This is a genomic window from Mesorhizobium sp. PUT5, from assembly GCF_052216645.1.
Lineage (GTDB): Bacteria > Pseudomonadota > Alphaproteobacteria > Rhizobiales > Rhizobiaceae > Mesorhizobium.
On sequence record NZ_JBQOSO010000003.1, the window covers coordinates 1,305,464 to 1,320,052 of the forward strand.

General features: G+C 66.2%; 18 protein-coding genes and 1 pseudogene. 9 read left to right on the forward strand and 10 right to left on the reverse strand.

Annotation, left to right across the window (positions count from 1 at the left end; translation table 11 throughout):
• Window positions 1-17: 17 nt before the first annotated feature.
• Entirely contained in the window at window positions 18-341 is a 324-nt protein-coding gene (locus ACTDI4_RS07790) for a hypothetical protein (RefSeq protein WP_442840605.1), read from the forward strand.
• A 59-nt stretch (window positions 342-400) separates the two neighbouring features.
• Here ACTDI4_RS07790 and ACTDI4_RS07795 read toward each other — a convergent pair whose 3' ends face one another.
• From ACTDI4_RS07795 to ACTDI4_RS07815, 5 genes are all read right to left on the reverse strand, one after another.
• Window positions 401-781, reverse strand: coding sequence for a hypothetical protein (locus tag ACTDI4_RS07795; protein ID WP_442840606.1), 381 nt, complete (start codon window positions 779-781; stop codon window positions 401-403).
• 113 nt (window positions 782-894) lie between these two features.
• Complete coding sequence (locus ACTDI4_RS07800; protein ID WP_442840607.1) at window positions 895-2,031, reverse strand: ABC transporter permease; 1,137 nt, start codon at window positions 2,029-2,031, stop codon at window positions 895-897.
• Window positions 2,028-2,951 carry an ATP-binding cassette domain-containing protein gene (locus ACTDI4_RS07805; RefSeq protein WP_442840608.1) on the reverse strand — a complete coding sequence of 308 codons (924 nt, stop codon included), beginning with the start codon at window positions 2,949-2,951 and terminating at the stop codon, window positions 2,028-2,030. Before ACTDI4_RS07805 ends, ACTDI4_RS07800 begins: the two co-directional genes overlap by 4 nt.
• A 131-nt stretch (window positions 2,952-3,082) precedes the next feature.
• A complete protein-coding gene (locus tag ACTDI4_RS07810) occupies window positions 3,083-4,030 on the reverse strand; it encodes an HlyD family secretion protein (RefSeq protein WP_442840609.1) in 948 nt (315 codons plus the stop codon).
• Window positions 4,027-4,761, reverse strand: a complete 735-nt coding sequence (locus ACTDI4_RS07815; protein ID WP_442840610.1) for a CerR family C-terminal domain-containing protein — start codon at window positions 4,759-4,761, stop codon at window positions 4,027-4,029. The genes ACTDI4_RS07810 and ACTDI4_RS07815 overlap by 4 nt, the downstream gene beginning before the upstream one ends.
• Window positions 4,762-4,782: 21 nt before the next feature.
• Between ACTDI4_RS07815 and ACTDI4_RS07820 the strand changes: the two genes are divergently transcribed.
• From ACTDI4_RS07820 to ACTDI4_RS07830, 3 genes are all read left to right on the forward strand, one after another.
• Window positions 4,783-4,926: a hypothetical protein gene (locus tag ACTDI4_RS07820; RefSeq protein WP_442840611.1), complete on the forward strand. Its 144-nt coding sequence runs from the start codon at window positions 4,783-4,785 to the stop codon at window positions 4,924-4,926.
• Between the two features lie 78 nt (window positions 4,927-5,004).
• The gene (locus ACTDI4_RS07825; RefSeq protein WP_442840612.1) at window positions 5,005-5,478 is read left to right on the forward strand and encodes a CYTH domain-containing protein; all 474 of its coding nucleotides are present in this window, start codon (window positions 5,005-5,007) and stop codon (window positions 5,476-5,478) included.
• A gap of 52 nt (window positions 5,479-5,530) precedes the next feature.
• Complete coding sequence (locus tag ACTDI4_RS07830; protein WP_442840613.1) at window positions 5,531-6,370, forward strand: lipo-like protein; 840 nt, start codon at window positions 5,531-5,533, stop codon at window positions 6,368-6,370.
• 4 nt (window positions 6,371-6,374) lie between these two features.
• Here the strand turns inward: ACTDI4_RS07830 and ACTDI4_RS07835 are convergent, their stop codons facing one another.
• The 4 genes from ACTDI4_RS07835 to ACTDI4_RS07850 form a co-directional block, all read right to left on the reverse strand.
• Window positions 6,375-7,076, reverse strand: a complete 702-nt coding sequence (locus tag ACTDI4_RS07835; protein WP_442840614.1) for a phosphatase PAP2 family protein — start codon at window positions 7,074-7,076, stop codon at window positions 6,375-6,377.
• A 28-nt stretch (window positions 7,077-7,104) separates the two neighbouring features.
• Entirely contained in the window at window positions 7,105-7,428 is a 324-nt protein-coding gene (locus tag ACTDI4_RS07840) for a hypothetical protein (RefSeq protein ID WP_442843295.1), read from the reverse strand.
• A 95-nt stretch (window positions 7,429-7,523) separates the two neighbouring features.
• Window positions 7,524-8,300 carry an ABC transporter permease gene (locus ACTDI4_RS07845; RefSeq protein ID WP_442840615.1) on the reverse strand — a complete coding sequence of 259 codons (777 nt, stop codon included), beginning with the start codon at window positions 8,298-8,300 and terminating at the stop codon, window positions 7,524-7,526.
• Entirely contained in the window at window positions 8,297-9,223 is a 927-nt protein-coding gene (locus tag ACTDI4_RS07850) for an ABC transporter ATP-binding protein (protein ID WP_442840616.1), read from the reverse strand. Before ACTDI4_RS07850 ends, ACTDI4_RS07845 begins: the two co-directional genes overlap by 4 nt.
• Before the next feature lie 192 nt (window positions 9,224-9,415).
• Here ACTDI4_RS07850 and ACTDI4_RS07855 point away from each other — a divergent pair, with 192 nt between their 5' ends.
• Entirely contained in the window at window positions 9,416-9,691 is a 276-nt protein-coding gene (locus ACTDI4_RS07855) for a PepSY domain-containing protein (protein ID WP_442840617.1), read from the forward strand.
• Between the two features lie 142 nt (window positions 9,692-9,833).
• Window positions 9,834-10,537: pseudogene (locus ACTDI4_RS07860) on the forward strand (IS5 family transposase).
• 44 nt (window positions 10,538-10,581) lie between these two features.
• On the opposite strand, the gene msrA reads toward ACTDI4_RS07860, so the two are convergent.
• Window positions 10,582-11,322, reverse strand: a complete 741-nt coding sequence (gene msrA, locus ACTDI4_RS07865) for a peptide-methionine (S)-S-oxide reductase MsrA (RefSeq protein WP_442840618.1) — start codon at window positions 11,320-11,322, stop codon at window positions 10,582-10,584.
• A gap of 149 nt (window positions 11,323-11,471) precedes the next feature.
• On the opposite strand from msrA, the gene lepA reads away from it, so the two are divergent.
• The 3 genes from lepA to ACTDI4_RS07880 all read left to right on the forward strand — a co-directional run bounded on the left by lepA (window position 11,472) and on the right by ACTDI4_RS07880 (window position 14,496).
• The gene (lepA, locus tag ACTDI4_RS07870; protein WP_442840619.1) at window positions 11,472-13,283 is read left to right on the forward strand and encodes a translation elongation factor 4; all 1,812 of its coding nucleotides are present in this window, start codon (window positions 11,472-11,474) and stop codon (window positions 13,281-13,283) included.
• A gap of 264 nt (window positions 13,284-13,547) precedes the next feature.
• Window positions 13,548-13,784, forward strand: coding sequence for a DUF2283 domain-containing protein (locus ACTDI4_RS07875; RefSeq protein ID WP_442840620.1), 237 nt, complete (start codon window positions 13,548-13,550; stop codon window positions 13,782-13,784).
• A 319-nt stretch (window positions 13,785-14,103) separates the two neighbouring features.
• A complete protein-coding gene (locus tag ACTDI4_RS07880; RefSeq protein ID WP_442840621.1) occupies window positions 14,104-14,496 on the forward strand; it encodes a GFA family protein in 393 nt (130 codons plus the stop codon).
• The last annotated feature ends 93 nt before the right edge of the window (window positions 14,497-14,589 follow it).

The following is a 14,589-nucleotide window of genomic DNA, read 5'->3' on the forward strand; positions in this document are numbered from 1 at the left end:
GAAGAGGAATTCGCGCCATGACGGGCAAGCAGCATGCCGCGCCGTTCGATTCCGGACCGGTGCTCGACCTCATCGCCTCGATCGAGGCGGACCTCCAGCGCCTCAAGGGCCTGCTCGCGCAGCCGGTGGAAAAGTTCGATCCGGCCAACCCGCACAACAAGACCCCCGACGGCAAGCTGACCGAGGACGGGGTGGAGTGCTGCTACCGCATGTTCGACGAGGGCAAGTCGCGCTACTCGGTCTCGCGGCAGATGAAGATCTCCTTCGCCGCCGCCACCCATCGCTTCAACGCCTGGCGCAAGGCCGGCGGCGCCAAGCGCAAGCGGGCGCTGCTGGGATAGGCGGGTGAGGGGGCGCCTCCGGCCCGACGTGACAGCCGCGACAGGGCCGGAGCGGTTTGCTACCGCACCACCGGGCACCAGCGGTCGCGCCGGTCGAAGGTGACGACCACGCGGTCGCCGCGCGAGCGGCCGATGACGGTAATGGTGCGCCGTCCCATCGATTCCACGCGGGCGCGGCGGATGCCCATGCGTTCCGCCTTGCGCAGGGCGCGGTCCGGCGAGCATTCGTCGCGGCGGCCTTCGCGCCAATCGTCGCGCCTGTCATGGCCGCGTTGCTCGTAGCAATCGTCGTAGCGGGGATCGCAGCGATCCCGAAGCCGCATGGAAGGACCGTCCGGCCCGAGTTCGAACTGCACGTCCTGCGCCGCGGCCCCGGAAACCGGAATGGCCAGGACCAGCGTGGAAAGGGCCAGCAGGGCCGGGTAGAGAATCTTGCGCATGGGAGCCTCCTTTTGCTGCGGCACAACGCCGGGAGGCGCGCTCGGGTTCAAGTCAGATTTCGCCGGTGCCGGAAACATTAGGTGAGGAAATATCGGGTGAGGGCGGCCGCCGTTCAGTCCAGCGTGCGGCGGAAGCGCACCAGCGCGGTGGCGGAAAACAGCACCACGAACACGGCCAGCCAGCCGATCTCGGAGGCCACGGCCGGCAGGGTTGCGCCCTTCAGCATAACGGCGCGCACGATGCGCAGGAAATGGGTGAGCGGGAAGATCTCGCCCAGCCACTGCGCCCAGCCCGGCATGCCGCGATAGGGGAACATGAAGCCGGACAGGAGTATGGACGGCAGGAAGAAGAAGAAGGTGAGCTGCATGGCCTGCATCTGCGTGCGCGAGACGGTGGAGATGGTGTAGCCGAGCAGCACCAGCCCCAGCACGAAGACGAGGATGCTCGACAAGAGCAGCGGCAGCCCGCCGACGAAGGGCACGGAAAACAGAAGCTTGGCGGCGATCAGCACCACCACCACCTGCACGGCCCCCACGCCGGCATAGGGCAGCACCTTGCCCAGCATGATCTCGGCGGGGCTGGCCGGCATGGCCAGCAGGTTCTCCATGGTGCCGCGCTCGGTTTCGCGCGTCAGCGCCATCGCCGTCATCATCACCATGGTCATCTGCAGGATCACGCCGAGCAGGCCGGGCACGATGTTGTATTGCGACACGCCCTCGGGGTTATAGAGCTGGTGGACGACGATCTCGAGCTGGCTGGCCGCCTGCTCCTTGGCGACCTGCTCCATGCCCTGCGCGCGCAGCAGCGCCTGGGCGGCCACGGTGCCGAGCGTGGCGACGGCGCCGCTGGCGGCGGCGGGGTCGGTGGCGTCGGCTTCCAGCAGGATGCGGGGATGGTCGCCGCGTTCCACGCGCTTGCCGAAATCGGCCGGAATGGTGACCACGAAGGCCACGTCGCCGCGCGCCAGCAGAAGGTCGGCCTCGGCTTCGGTGCGGGCAACGTGGTCGAAGCGGTAGTAGTTGGTGTTCTCCAGCGCCACCACCATGGCGCGGCTGTAGGGATCGTTGCTCATCGCCAGCAGCGCTGCCGGCAGCCGCTTGGGGTCGTTGTTGATGGCGAAGCCGAACAGGATGAGCAGCATCAGCGGCACGCCCAGCATCATGGCGAAGGTGACGCGGTCGCGCCGCATCTGGATGAATTCCTTCACCAGCAGCGCGCCGAGCCGGGCAGGGGAGAAGATGGTGTTCATGGCGCCGCGTTGTCCTTCGCGCCGGCCATGAACTGGATGAACACGTCCTCCAGGCTGGTTTCGCCGGGCGAGGCGGTCACGCCCGGGTGCCGTTGGCCGATGTCGGCCAGCGCGGCCTGCAGCGCCCCCGCGTCGGAGCCCACCACATGCAGCGTCGCGCCGAACGGCGCCACCTGCTCCACGCCGGGGCGGCTTTCCAGCTCGCGCGCGACGGCGTCGAGGTTCGGCCCCTGCACCACGAAGGTGGTGAGGCCGGCATTCTTCACCACTTCCTCGACCGTACCGGTGGCCAGCAGCCTGCCGTAGGAGATGTAGGAAATGCGGTGGCAGCGCTCGGCCTCGTCCATGTAGTGGGTGGAGACCAGCACGGTGAGCCCGCCATGGGCCAGCCGGTGGATCTCGTCCCAGAACTCGCGCCGCGCCTTGGGGTCGACGCCGGCGGTCGGCTCGTCGAGCAAGAGCAGCTTCGGCCGGTGCATGATGCAGGCGGCCAGCGCCAGCCGCTGCTTCCAGCCGCCCGAGAGCGTGCCGGCAAGCTGGTCGCGACGCGAGGTGAGGCCGAGATTCTCCAGCGTGTCGGCGACGTATCTGCCCACCGGCCGCAACTGATAGAGCCTGGCCACGAACTCAAGGTTCTCGGCAATGGTGAGGTCCTCGTAGAAGGAGAAGCGCTGGGTCATGTAGCCGACCTCGCGCTTGATCTTCAGGCCCTCGTTGCGGATGTCGTAGCCCAGCACCGTGCCTTCGCCCGCGTCGGGCGTGAGCAGCCCGCACATGATGCGGATGGTGGTGGTCTTGCCGGAGCCGTTGGGGCCCAGGAAGCCGACGATCTCGCCCTCGCCGACAGACATGGTGACGTGGTCGACCACGGTGCGGTCACCGAAGCGCTTGACCAGCCCGCGCACGTCGATCGCGTTCATGCGGCGTCTCCGGCATGGCGGCGAATGGTGAATGGCGAATGGTGAAAGAAAAGGGACACGGCGTTGCCGCTATCCGTCTGGGTTGCCGTCGGCCGGAGCGGAGGCATGGTATCTCTCCCACCATTCGCCATTCACCTGCCCGCCAAGTCCACATCCACGATCTGCCCCGGCTGCAGCGCGGTGGCGTTGCCTTCCGGGTGCGCCTCGACGAGGTAGACCAGCTTCTGCCGGTTCTGCAGCGAGTAGATGACCGGCGGGGTGAATTCGGGATCGGGTGAGACATAGCTCACCCGCGCCCTCAGGTCGGGCGCGCAGCCGTCGCAGCGCACCGAAAGCTCGGTGCCGATCCCGACCGATGCGAACGCCGCTTCCGGAATGTAGACGGTGAGCTTGACGGCGCCGTCCGGCAGCATGGAAAGCACCGGGGCGGTGGGGCCGGCCGTGTCGCCGGGATTGCGGATCACGTCGTTGATGCGGCCGGGGGAAGGCGCGGTGAGCACGCGCTTGGAAAGCCGCCATTTCGCCTGGTCGAGCGCGGCCTCGGCCTGCTTGACCTGGTTTTCCGCCGCCTTGATTTCCTCCGGCCGGGCCGGCAGCCGGCCCACCGCCAGGTTGGCCTGGCTCTGTCCGATCGAGGCCTCGGCCACTTCGGCCTGGGTGGCGGCGTCGTCGAATTGCGCCTGCGTCGCCACGCCGCGCTTCAGCAGGTCGCGCGTGCGCTCCAGCGTCCGGTTGGCGTCGTCGGCCTGCGCCTTGGCCGAGCGCACCGCGGCCTCCAGCACCGCGATCTCCTCGGGCCGCTTGCCCACCTGCAGGTCGGCAAGCTGGGCCCTGGCCTGGTCCAGCGCGGCACCGGCCTGAGCCACCGCGATGCGGGCATCGGAATCCTCCAGCGTCGCCAGCGGCTTGCCGGGCTCGACGCGGTCGCCGCGCTTGACGGAGACGGTTTCCACGGTCGCCACCTCGATGGGCGCCAGAAGCACGAATTCGCCCTCGACATAGCCGACGGCCAGCGGCGCGGCCGGGGCGCAGGCCGAAACGAGCTGGGCCGCAAGCGGCAGCGCGCACCAGAAGCTCATGGCGCCGCCTCCGTGGCGGGATCGTGGCGGTCCCCGCGCTCCCGTCCGGTGCGCGCGGCCAGCATGGCGTTGAGGTTGCCGATCACCACCGCCGCCACCTTGCCGGCCTCGGCCTCGCCCATGGCCCGCCAGCCCATGCGGCGCATGACCGGCTCGCGCCCGATGCGGAAATAGACCACCTGCCCGATCAGCGAGAACACGGCGAGCCTCGTCGCCTCGCTTTCGGCGGGCTCGCCGGTGGCCAGCTCCCATATGGCGCAAAGCCGCCTGTGCGTCGGCTCGAAGACGCCCGCATAGATGCGGTCGATGGCCGCCGAAGGATGCGAAAGCTCGCGCAGCAGGAATTGCACGATCTCGCCGGCCTCGGGCCGCGCGACGAGGAAGGCCACGACGCGCTCGATCGCGGCAGCCAGCAGTGCCCGGGCCGCCTGCGGCGTGCCTGTTGCGGCGGGAAAGGCGGCCGGGTCGCCCACGGCCTCGGCCATGATGGTCTGCACCGTTTCCACGATATGGTCGGCGACGGCCATGCGGAGCCCTTCCTTGCCGCCGAAATGATAGGCGATGGAGCCGATATTGGCGTCCGCCGCCGCGGCGATCTGGCGGGTGGAGGTGCCCTCGAAGCCCTGCCGGCCGAACAGGCCCATCGCGGCATGCACGAGCGCGGCCCTGGTGGCATCGGCGGATGCCGGAACGTGGCGCCCTGGCGGCCGGTTGTGTTCTGGAGTGACCATTTTTGAACTTTAATCAATCGAATGATTAAAGTCAAGCTGGGCGCGATTCGGCGTATGGCCGGCGAGAGCCTGTCGGACCGCGACGGGCAGCATGCGGACGCCGCCGCTTTTCCCCGCCTCGACGATATCGGCCTGTACAGCTTCTCGGCCCGGCCGGGATTTTGAACGATCCGCGCCGGCGCAAGACGGCATTGAGGTTTCGCCCGGTTGATTTGCCGCCTTCCGCGCGCTTTATTCCGGCGCATGGCCAAGGAAATCGAGCGCAAGTTTCTGGTGCGGGACGGCTCATGGCGCGAGGCCAGCGAGGCCAGCATCGCCTTCGTCCAGTTCTATATCGCCGTCTCTTCCGAGCGCTCGGTCAGGCTGCGCATCAGCGATGGCCGGAGCGCGAAGCTCACCCTCAAATTCGGGTCCGACCTCGCCGAGCGCGACGAGTTCGAATACAAGGTGCCGCTTCAGGAGGCGCGCGAGATGATGCAGTTCGCGCTCGGCCGCGTCATCCGCAAGACCCGCCACCATGTGCGCCACGGCGGTTATCTCTACGAGGTCGACGTGTTCGCCGACGCGCTGGACGGGCTGGTGATCGCCGAACTGGAGACGCCGGACGCGGTGGCGGATGCGCTGTTGCCGCCATGGCTTGGTCGTGAGGTCACCGGCGACATGCGCTTTTCCAACGCCTCGCTGGCGCTGAACGGCTACCCGGAACCTGCGCGGTGAGCGGGCGTCTGATCCGTGCCGCCGCGATTGTGCGGCGGGGAGGGCCTGCGCCATGACCGCGCCTGCCGAAACCCTGCTGGACCGGATCGGCCGCTGGCTGGCGGACCGGCTCCAGGACGAATCCTCCGGCTACGAGCCGTACACGCCTTCCGACCCGGAGACGCTGCGCCGCGTGCTCCAGCCGGGCGACGTGCTTTTGGTGGAGGGCAACCAGAAGGTTTCGGCGGCGATCAAATATCTTACGCAATCCACATGGTCGCACGCCGCGCTCTATGTGGGCGACGCGCTGCCGGAGCCCGCCGACGGCTCGGAGCGGCCGCGGCTGGTGGAGGTGACGCTGGGTGTCGGCTGCGTGGCGGTGCCGCTGTCGCGCTACCGCACCTACAACACCCGCATCTGCCGGCCCAGCGGCCTGACGCCGGAGGACCGCGACCGCGTCGTCTCCTTCATGGTGAACCGCATCGGCCTGCGCTACGACATGAAGAACATATTCGACATGCTGCGCTATTTCCTGCCCACGCCGCCGGTGCCGGTGCGCTGGCGCCGCCGCATGATCGCCTTCGGTTCGGGCGATCCTACGCGCGCCATATGCTCGACCCTGATCGCCCAGGCCTACGAGACCATCCGCTATCCGATCCTGCCCTCGATCACCCTTGCGCCGGGCCGCGCCTGCGCGCAGTCGGGCTATTCAAGGCAGGAAATCCTGCATATCCGCCACCATTCGCTCTACACCCCGCGGGACTTCGACCTTTCGCCCTATTTCCGCATCGTCAAGCCGACGCTGGAATACGGCTTCGACTACCGCGCGGTGACGTGGAGCGACGATCCGCGCATCGGAGAGGATGCGGCCCTGCCGCAGCTTCCGCCGGCATCGGAAGGTGCAGGCGCCTGAAGGTTCAGGCGTCTTCCTCCACCTGCTTGCGCCGCTGCATGAGCCGCGCGCCCAGCCAGCAGGCGAGCGCCCAGGCAAAGCCCGCGCACCAGCCGCCCAGAACGTCCGACGGCCAGTGGACGCCGAGATAGATGCGGCTGACGCCTACCAGCAGCGTGGCCGCCACCGCCAGGCAGATCACGTAGATGCGGGCGGCGCGGTCCTTCAGCGCGCGCGCCGCCAGCGAGCCGAGCGTCAGGAAGGTGACGGCCGACATCATGGCGTGGCCGCTGGGGAAGGAATAGGAGTGTTCGTTCATCAGGTGCGAGACGAGTTCGGGGCGCGGCCGCTCGATGCCGAGCTTGAGCAATGTGCCGAGCACCTGGCCGCCCACCACTGCCACCAGCATGAACAGCGCCGTGCGCGGCTGGCGCCGGACCAGGAAGTAGACGACGACGGACGCCGTCACCAGCGTCAATATGCTGGTGCTGCCCAGGCTGGTGATGTCGCGCATGGCCCCTTGCAGCCAGTGCGGCCCGATCGGCGTGTCGAGATGCCCCGGCACGCGCAGCGCCAGCAATATGTCGGTATCGAAGGCGTGCGGCGCGCCGGAACGCGCCACCTCCACCATCTCCACGAAGCCCCAAAGGCAGGCGGCGGCAACCAGCCCGGCCAGCAGAAGCGGAAACTCCACGCGCGCGATCAGCGCCGAACGACCTTGCCTCATGCGTGCTCTCCCGCGCGTTGGTAAGCTGTTATCTGCCGCTGAAATACGGCCCCAGCGTGATCAGCGCCACCGATGCGATCGCCAGCACCACGCCCGAGGCCTGCAGCGCGCCGAGCCGCTCGCCGTAGAAGGCCAGCGCCACCGCGTTCACCGCAACGAGCTGGATGACCGCCGACAGGCTGAAGGAGATCGACATGCCGAATTCGCGCACGAGGCGCAGCATGATGAGGTTGCCCAGCGAATAGAGCACCAGCGCCAGCACCACCTTGCCGAGGCTCGGCGCCAGCCCCCATTCCTTGGCGACGGCCGCGGCCAGCAGAAAAACGACGGTCGACAGGCCAAGCTGCCCCATGCCCCAGACGCTCACGCTCGACCTCCCTGAGCCCGTGCCCGCCGTGAACTTGTTTCCGAACCGCCGCGCGGTCAAGAGCGGGCCGAAAGCGGCCCTCAACTGCGCAGGCGGTAGCCGGTGCGGAAGATCCAGGCGATGACGCCGACGCAGATCAGCAGGAACAGCACGGTCATGCCCAGGCTGATGCCGACCGACACGTCGGCCTTGCCGAAGAAGGACCAGCGGAAGCCGCTGATCAGGTAGACGACCGGGTTGAACAGCGTGATGGTGCGCCACACGCCGGGCAGCATGTCGATGGAATAGAACGAGCCGCCCAGGAAGGTCAGCGGCGTGACGATCAGCAGCGGCACGAGCTGCAATTGCTCGAAATTCGCCGCCCAGATACCAATGATGAAGCCGAACAGCGAAAAGGTCACGGCTGTCAGCACCAGGAAGCCGATCTTCCAGAAGGGATGCTCTATGTGCAGCGGTACGAACAGCGAGGCGGTGGCCAGGATGATGAGGCCGATGGCCACCGACTTGGTGGCGGCCGCGCCCACATAGGCGGCCACGATCTCCAGATAGGAGACCGGCGCAGAAAGCAGCTCGAAGATGGTGCCGACGAATTTCGGGAAGTAGATGCCGAACGAGGCGTTGGAGATCGACTGCGTCAGCAGCGACAGCATGATGAGCCCCGGCACGATGAAGGCGCCGTAGCTGACGCCGTGGATTTCCGTGATGCGCGAGCCGATGGCCGCCCCGAACACCACGAAATAGAGCGAGGTGGAGATCACCGGCGAGACCACGCTTTGCAGCAAGGTGCGCAGCGTGCGCGCCATCTCCACCTTGTAGATCGCCCAGATGGCCCGGGGGTTGGCGGCGCGAGGGGTCATGGCTCTTTCCTCACCAGATTGACGAAGATTTCCTCCAGCGAGCTCTTCTGCGTTTCGAGGTCGCGGAAATCGATGCCGGCGGCTTCGAGGTCGCGCATCAGCGAGGCTACCCCGGGGCGCTCGGCCTGGTCGTCATAGACATAGGTCAGCGCGGCTCCGTCCGGCGAAAGCTCCAGCCCGTAGCGGGCAAGGGCCTCGGGAACGGCGGCGATGGGGCTGCGCAGCTCCAGCCGCAGCTCCTTGCGGCCGAGCTTGCGCATCAGCTCGGCCTTTTCCTCCACGAGGATGATCTCGCCGTGGTTGATGACGCCGACGCGGTCGGCCATCTCCTCGGCCTCTTCTATATAGTGGGTGGTCAGGATGATGGTGACGCCCTTGTCGCGCAGGCGCCGCACCATGGCCCACATGTCCTTGCGCAGTTCCACGTCCACGCCGGCCGTCGGCTCGTCCAGGAACAGGATCTGCGGCTCGTGCGCCAGCGCCTTGCCGATCATGACGCGCCGCTTCATGCCGCCCGAAAGCGTGATGATCTTGGCGTCGCGCTTGTCCCACAGCGACAGATCCTTCAGCACCTGGTCGACGAAGGCGGGACTGGCCGGCTTGCCGAACAGGCCGCGGCTGTAGGCCAGTGCCGAGCGCACCGTCTCGAACGCCTCCACCGTCAGTTCCTGCGGCACCAGCCCGATCAGGCTGCGCGCGGCGCGGTAGTCCTTCGAGATGTCGTGGCCGTCCACCGTCACCCGCCCGGTGGAGCGGTTGACGATGCCGCAGATGATGGAGATCAGCGTCGTCTTGCCGGCGCCGTTAGGACCCAGCAGGGCGAAGATCTCGCCGCGCCGGATGTCGAGGTTGATCTCCTTCAGCGCCTTGAAGCCGGAGGCATAGGTCTTGGAGACGCCGGAAACGGAAAGTACGGGCTGCATGGGCAGTGCTTCTTGAAAGGGGGCGAATCTGAAAAGGGATGCGTTTTGCCGCAGACATGTCGGGCGCCGCCGCGATAAGTCAACGCCGCTCCTGACACTTGTCGCCATTCCGCCGCGCGGCGCTTTCGGCTGTCAGGAACGAACGGGGCCGGGTAGAGTTTAAAGCCTCGTGACATGAAGATGAGGAAAGACATGCGCAAAACCCTGCCCGTCGCAGCCGCCGCCCTGCTGGCCATCACGCTCGCCGGCGGCGACGCCCTGGCCCAGGCCAGGGACAAGACGCCGCCGGAAAACGCCAAGAAGTTGTCCGAGATCATCGCCAAGGTCGAGCAGCGGCCCGACTTCCGCTACATATCGGAGGTTGACTGGGACAATGGCGGCTACGAGGTGACCTATTACACCAGCGACAACGCCAAGGTCGAAATCAAGTTCGACCCGGTGACCGGCGAGACGCAGAGCCTGCGCTAGCCCCGTCAGCCCTAGGCCGTATCGACATTCAGGGTTCCCAATTGGGTTGATGTCTGATTCATGAGTTTCCGCGATTTGCGGAGGCGTCATGGGGATCAAGCGGTACGAGTTGAGCGAGACGCAGTGGCATCGGATCGAGCCGATGCTGCCGGGCAAAGTATCCGATCCGGGTCGGACAGCGGGCGACAACCGGTTGTTTGTGAACGGTGTTTTGTGGGTTTTGCGATCAGGTGCGCGCTGGTCGGACCTGCCCGAGCGCTATGGCAAATACAAGACGGTGCACAAGCGCTTCACCCGCTGGGCGCGCGCCGGCGTGTGGGAGCGTATCTTCAGCCTGCTCGCCCGCGACCGGGACAACGAATATCTGATGATCGACTCATCGATCGTGCGTGCCCACGCCCAGGCGGCAACGGGTCAAAAAGGGGGCTCCGCGACCAGGCTCTGGGGCGCTCCCGCGGAGGGCTGACGTCCAAATGGCATATCGCGGTCGATACGTTCGGCCGCCCCGTGCGTTTCATCCTGACAAGCGGCAACACCAGCGACGCCAGGCTGGCCATCCCCTTGCTGACGGGCCTGCCCGCCGATCACGTCGTCGCCGACAAGGCATACGATGCCCACGCCATCCTCGATCATATCGCGGCCAGCGGCGCCCGGCCCATCATTCCCCGGCGCACATGCATGCCCCGCAAGAGGGCCTTCGATCCCAGCAAGTACAAACTGCGCAACCGCGTCGAGCGAACCATCGGCAAGCTCAAGCAACTGCGCCGCATCGCAACCCGATACGATCGATTGCCCCTCAACTACCTCGCAACCCTATATCTCGCTGCAATCGCCTTCTGGTGCTGAATGTCGATTCAGCCTAGCCCTGTCTCGCCCGGCCTGCGGCCCTGTCAGCCCTTGGCCTGCGCCATGACCAGCACGGGCTTTTCGCTGTAGAGGTCGGGGAACATGCGTTTGAGCGCCTCGATCTTGGGCAGGTCGTTGTAGACGATGTAGGGGTAGGTGGGGTTCCGCTCCAGGAAATCCTGGTGGTAGCTCTCCGCCGGATAGAAGGTCCTGCCTTCCTCCAGCGTGGTCACGATCGGCGCGGCGAATACCCGGTCCTTGCCGAGCTGGGCAATGTAGGCCTGCGCGATCTTCTTCTGCGTGTCGTTCGCCGCGAAGATGGTCGAGCGGTACTGCGTGCCGCGGTCGGGTCCCTGGTAGTTCAGTTCGGTCGGGTTGTGCGCCACCGAGAAGTACACCTGCAGCAGCTTGCCATAGGTGATCTTGGCGGGATCGTAGGTGATCTCCACCGATTCGGCGTGCCCGGTGGTGCCGGTGCTCACCGTCTCGTATTCGGCGTCGGCCCTGGCGCCGCCGGCATAGCCGGAGACGGCGTTCTCCACGCCCCTGACATGCTGGAACACGCCCTGGACGCCCCAGAAGCAGCCGCCGGCGAACACGGCCGTCTCGCTGCCGGCATGGGCGGGCTTCTCGTCCAGCGAAGGCGGCGGCACCGCCACTGCGTCTCCCGCGGCGGCCGCCGGCATCTGCCACAGGGTGAACGCGGCGCCCGAAAGCGCAAATGCTGCCAGCGCGCTTGCGGCCAGGCGCGCGGCCCGCTTGCTGGCGAAAATGGCTGCGGTCATGACGGCCTCCATATCCGTTGCCGGACCAATATAGGACGACGGCCGCGGCCCGCGCGCCTCACAATCGCGTGCGCGAGACTTGAGGTTGCCCGTTTCGCGCCCTGTGATCCGCTTGCCGCGGCACCCGGCCCCTGCTAAAGCCCGCGGCCATGACCACGCCGCTCGACCACATCCGCAACTTCTCCATCGTCGCCCATATCGACCATGGCAAATCCACGCTCGCCGACCGCCTCATCCAGATGACCGGCGGCATGGACGCGCGCGAGATGGCCGGCAAGGAGCAGGTTCTCGACAACATGGATATCGAGAAGGAGCGGGGCATCACCATCAAGGCGCAGACCGTGCGCCTCGGCTACCGCGCCAAGAACGGCGAGGACTATATCCTCAACCTCATCGACACGCCCGGCCATGTCGACTTCGCCTATGAGGTCTCGCGCAGCCTCGCCGCCTGCGAAGGCTCGCTGCTGGTGGTGGACGCCAGCCAGGGCGTGGAGGCGCAGACGCTGGCCAACGTCTACCAGGCCATCGACAACAACCACGAGATCGTCGTGGTGCTGAACAAGATCGACCTGCCCGCCGCCGAGCCCGAGCGCATCAAGGAGCAGGTGGAGGAGGTGATCGGCATCGACGCCTCCCAGGCCGTTCTGATCTCGGCCAAGACCGGCATCGGCATCGAGGACGTTCTGGAGGCCATCGTCCACCAGCTTCCGCCGCCGCGAGAGGGCGATGCGGCCAAGCCGCTGAAGGCGATGCTGGTCGATAGCTGGTACGACGCCTATCTCGGCGTCATCGTGCTCGTGCGCGTCATCGACGGCGTGCTGAAGAAGGGCCAGACCATCCGCATGATGGGCACCGGCGCCAGATACCCGGTGGAGCGCACCGGCTTCTTCACGCCCAAGATGGTGCAGGCCGACGAGATCGGCCCCGGCGAGTTCGGTTTCATCACCGCCTCGATCAAGGAAGTGGCCGACACCCGTGTCGGCGACACCATCACCGAGGATCGCCGCCCCACCGAAAAGGCGCTGCCGGGCTTCAAGCCGGCGCAGCCCGTGGTGTTCTGCGGCCTGTTCCCGGTCGATGCCGCCGATTTCGAGGACCTGCGCGCCGCGGTGGGCAAGCTGCGGCTCAATGACGCCTCGTTCTCTTATGAGATGGAGACCTCGGCCGCGCTCGGCTTCGGCTTCCGCTGCGGCTTCCTCGGCCTCTTGCACCTGGAGATCATCCAGGAGCGGCTGGAGCGTGAGTTCGACCTCGACCTGATCGCCACCGCGCCGTCCGTCGTCTACCAGATGCACCTGACCGACGGCACGATGAAGGAGCTGCACAATCCGGCCGACATGCCCGACGTGGTCAAGATCGACCACATCGAGGAGCCGTGGATCCGCGCCACCATCCTCACTCCCGACGACTATCTCGGCGGCATCCTGAAGCTGTGCCAGGATCGGCGCGGCATCCAGGCCGACCTGTCCTATGTCGGCAAGCGCGCCATGCTGGTCTACGACCTGCCGCTCAACGAGGTCGTCTTCGACTTCTACGATCGGCTGAAGTCGATCTCCAAGGGCTACGCCTCCTTCGACTATCACCTGACCGACTATCGCGAGGGCGACCTGGTCAAGATGTCGATCCTGGTCAACGACGAGCCGGTGGACGCGCTGTCCATGCTGGTGCACCGCACGGCGGCGGAAAAGCGCGGGCGCACCATGTGCGAGAAGCTGAAGGAACTGATCCCGCAGCACATGTTCAAGATCCCGATCCAGGCCGCCATCGGCGGCAAGATCATCGCGCGCGAGACCATCTCGGCGCTGCGCAAGGACGTGACGGCCAAGTGCTACGGCGGCGACGTTTCCCGCAAGCGCAAGCTTCTGGACAAGCAGAAGGAGGGCAAGAAGCGCATGCGCCAGTTCGGCAAGGTGGACATCCCGCAGGAGGCGTTCATCCAGGCGCTGAAGATGGGGGATTGAACTGCGCAGGCCCCGCCTTCATCCTCATGCGGAATCCAGGCTTGAGCTTCGCGGTACTTCGGCAGATGAAGTGATCGCCGCCATTGAAGGAGGCGAGAAATTTCCGGCCAAGCACGGCCGTACCGGATTCAGGCGGAATTTTCCGGGTTCATATGTATGGCGTGGCCGGACATTCGACACCAAGCAATTGGAAGTCTATGCTGTCTCGAGGACGATGGTTGGTTGGCAATCACGTTTATCGCGAAATTCTTCTAGAGTGTGGTCATGAGGCTGACATACGACCCGCAAGCCAACGTCGCCTATATCCGCTTGCGCGAGAAGCAGGGGGATGTGGAGACGATAAGGATTACGGACGATTTCCTGGTCGACATCGACGAGAGGGGGCAAGTCTGCGGCATCGAGTTGCTGAACGCCAACGAGCAGCTTCAGGGAGGCGACGATGGACGTTTCGTCTTCGTGAATCCATTATCGGGGATAGAAACCGAGCTGAAGGTCGCTTGAACTCGATTTAACCGTTTTCTCAATGATGCGGCGGCCCGTTTCATCTGAGAAGATCAGCCGCAGTCGAGACTGTTCAATTCGACCTCGACGGTGAAAAGCGCCATTTGCAGTATGCGCGCCAGAATCTGCCGCGCAGCATGCTGGAGCAGGCGGCTTAGGCCGGGTGGAAGCGGCCGCAGGCGGCGGGCCTGTGCTCGGGCATGTGCAGCCGTACCGCTTTCCTTTCGTCTACGTGCCGGAAAGCCGTCACCTCGTCCATGGACGCCCGGCCGGAGCGGTTGTAGATATTCCACTCGCTTGATCTTGCAGGAGGAGCGGCATGGACCGGTTCACCGGCGGTTGCCTGTGCGGCGGCGTGCGGATCGTGGCATCGGGGGCGCCCTATCGGGTCGGCCTTTGCCACTGCCTCGATTGCCGCAAGCATCACGGCGCGCTTTTTCATGCCTCCGCCATATTCCCCGAAGCGGCGGTGGCGGTCGAGGGCGAAACGCGCGTCTATGCCGGGCGGTTCTTCTGTCCGCGCTGCGGCTCGCCCGTCTTCGCGCGCAGCGGCGGCGAGGTCGAGGTGAACCTGGGCTCGCTGGACGCGCCCGACCAGCTTCGACCGACCTACGAACTCTGGACCGTCCGGCGCGAGGCCTGGCTGCCGCCGTTTCCGCTCGCGCGGTCATACGAGCGCGATCGCGACGCCACGGGCCGATCCGAGGAGTAGGTGGCGGCTGACATGGCCGAATAGGGCGTCTGGCTCGTTCCTTGGCCGGCTTGTTTGGGCTAAAGGCGGGCAACGTTTTTGCCTGTGCCGGAT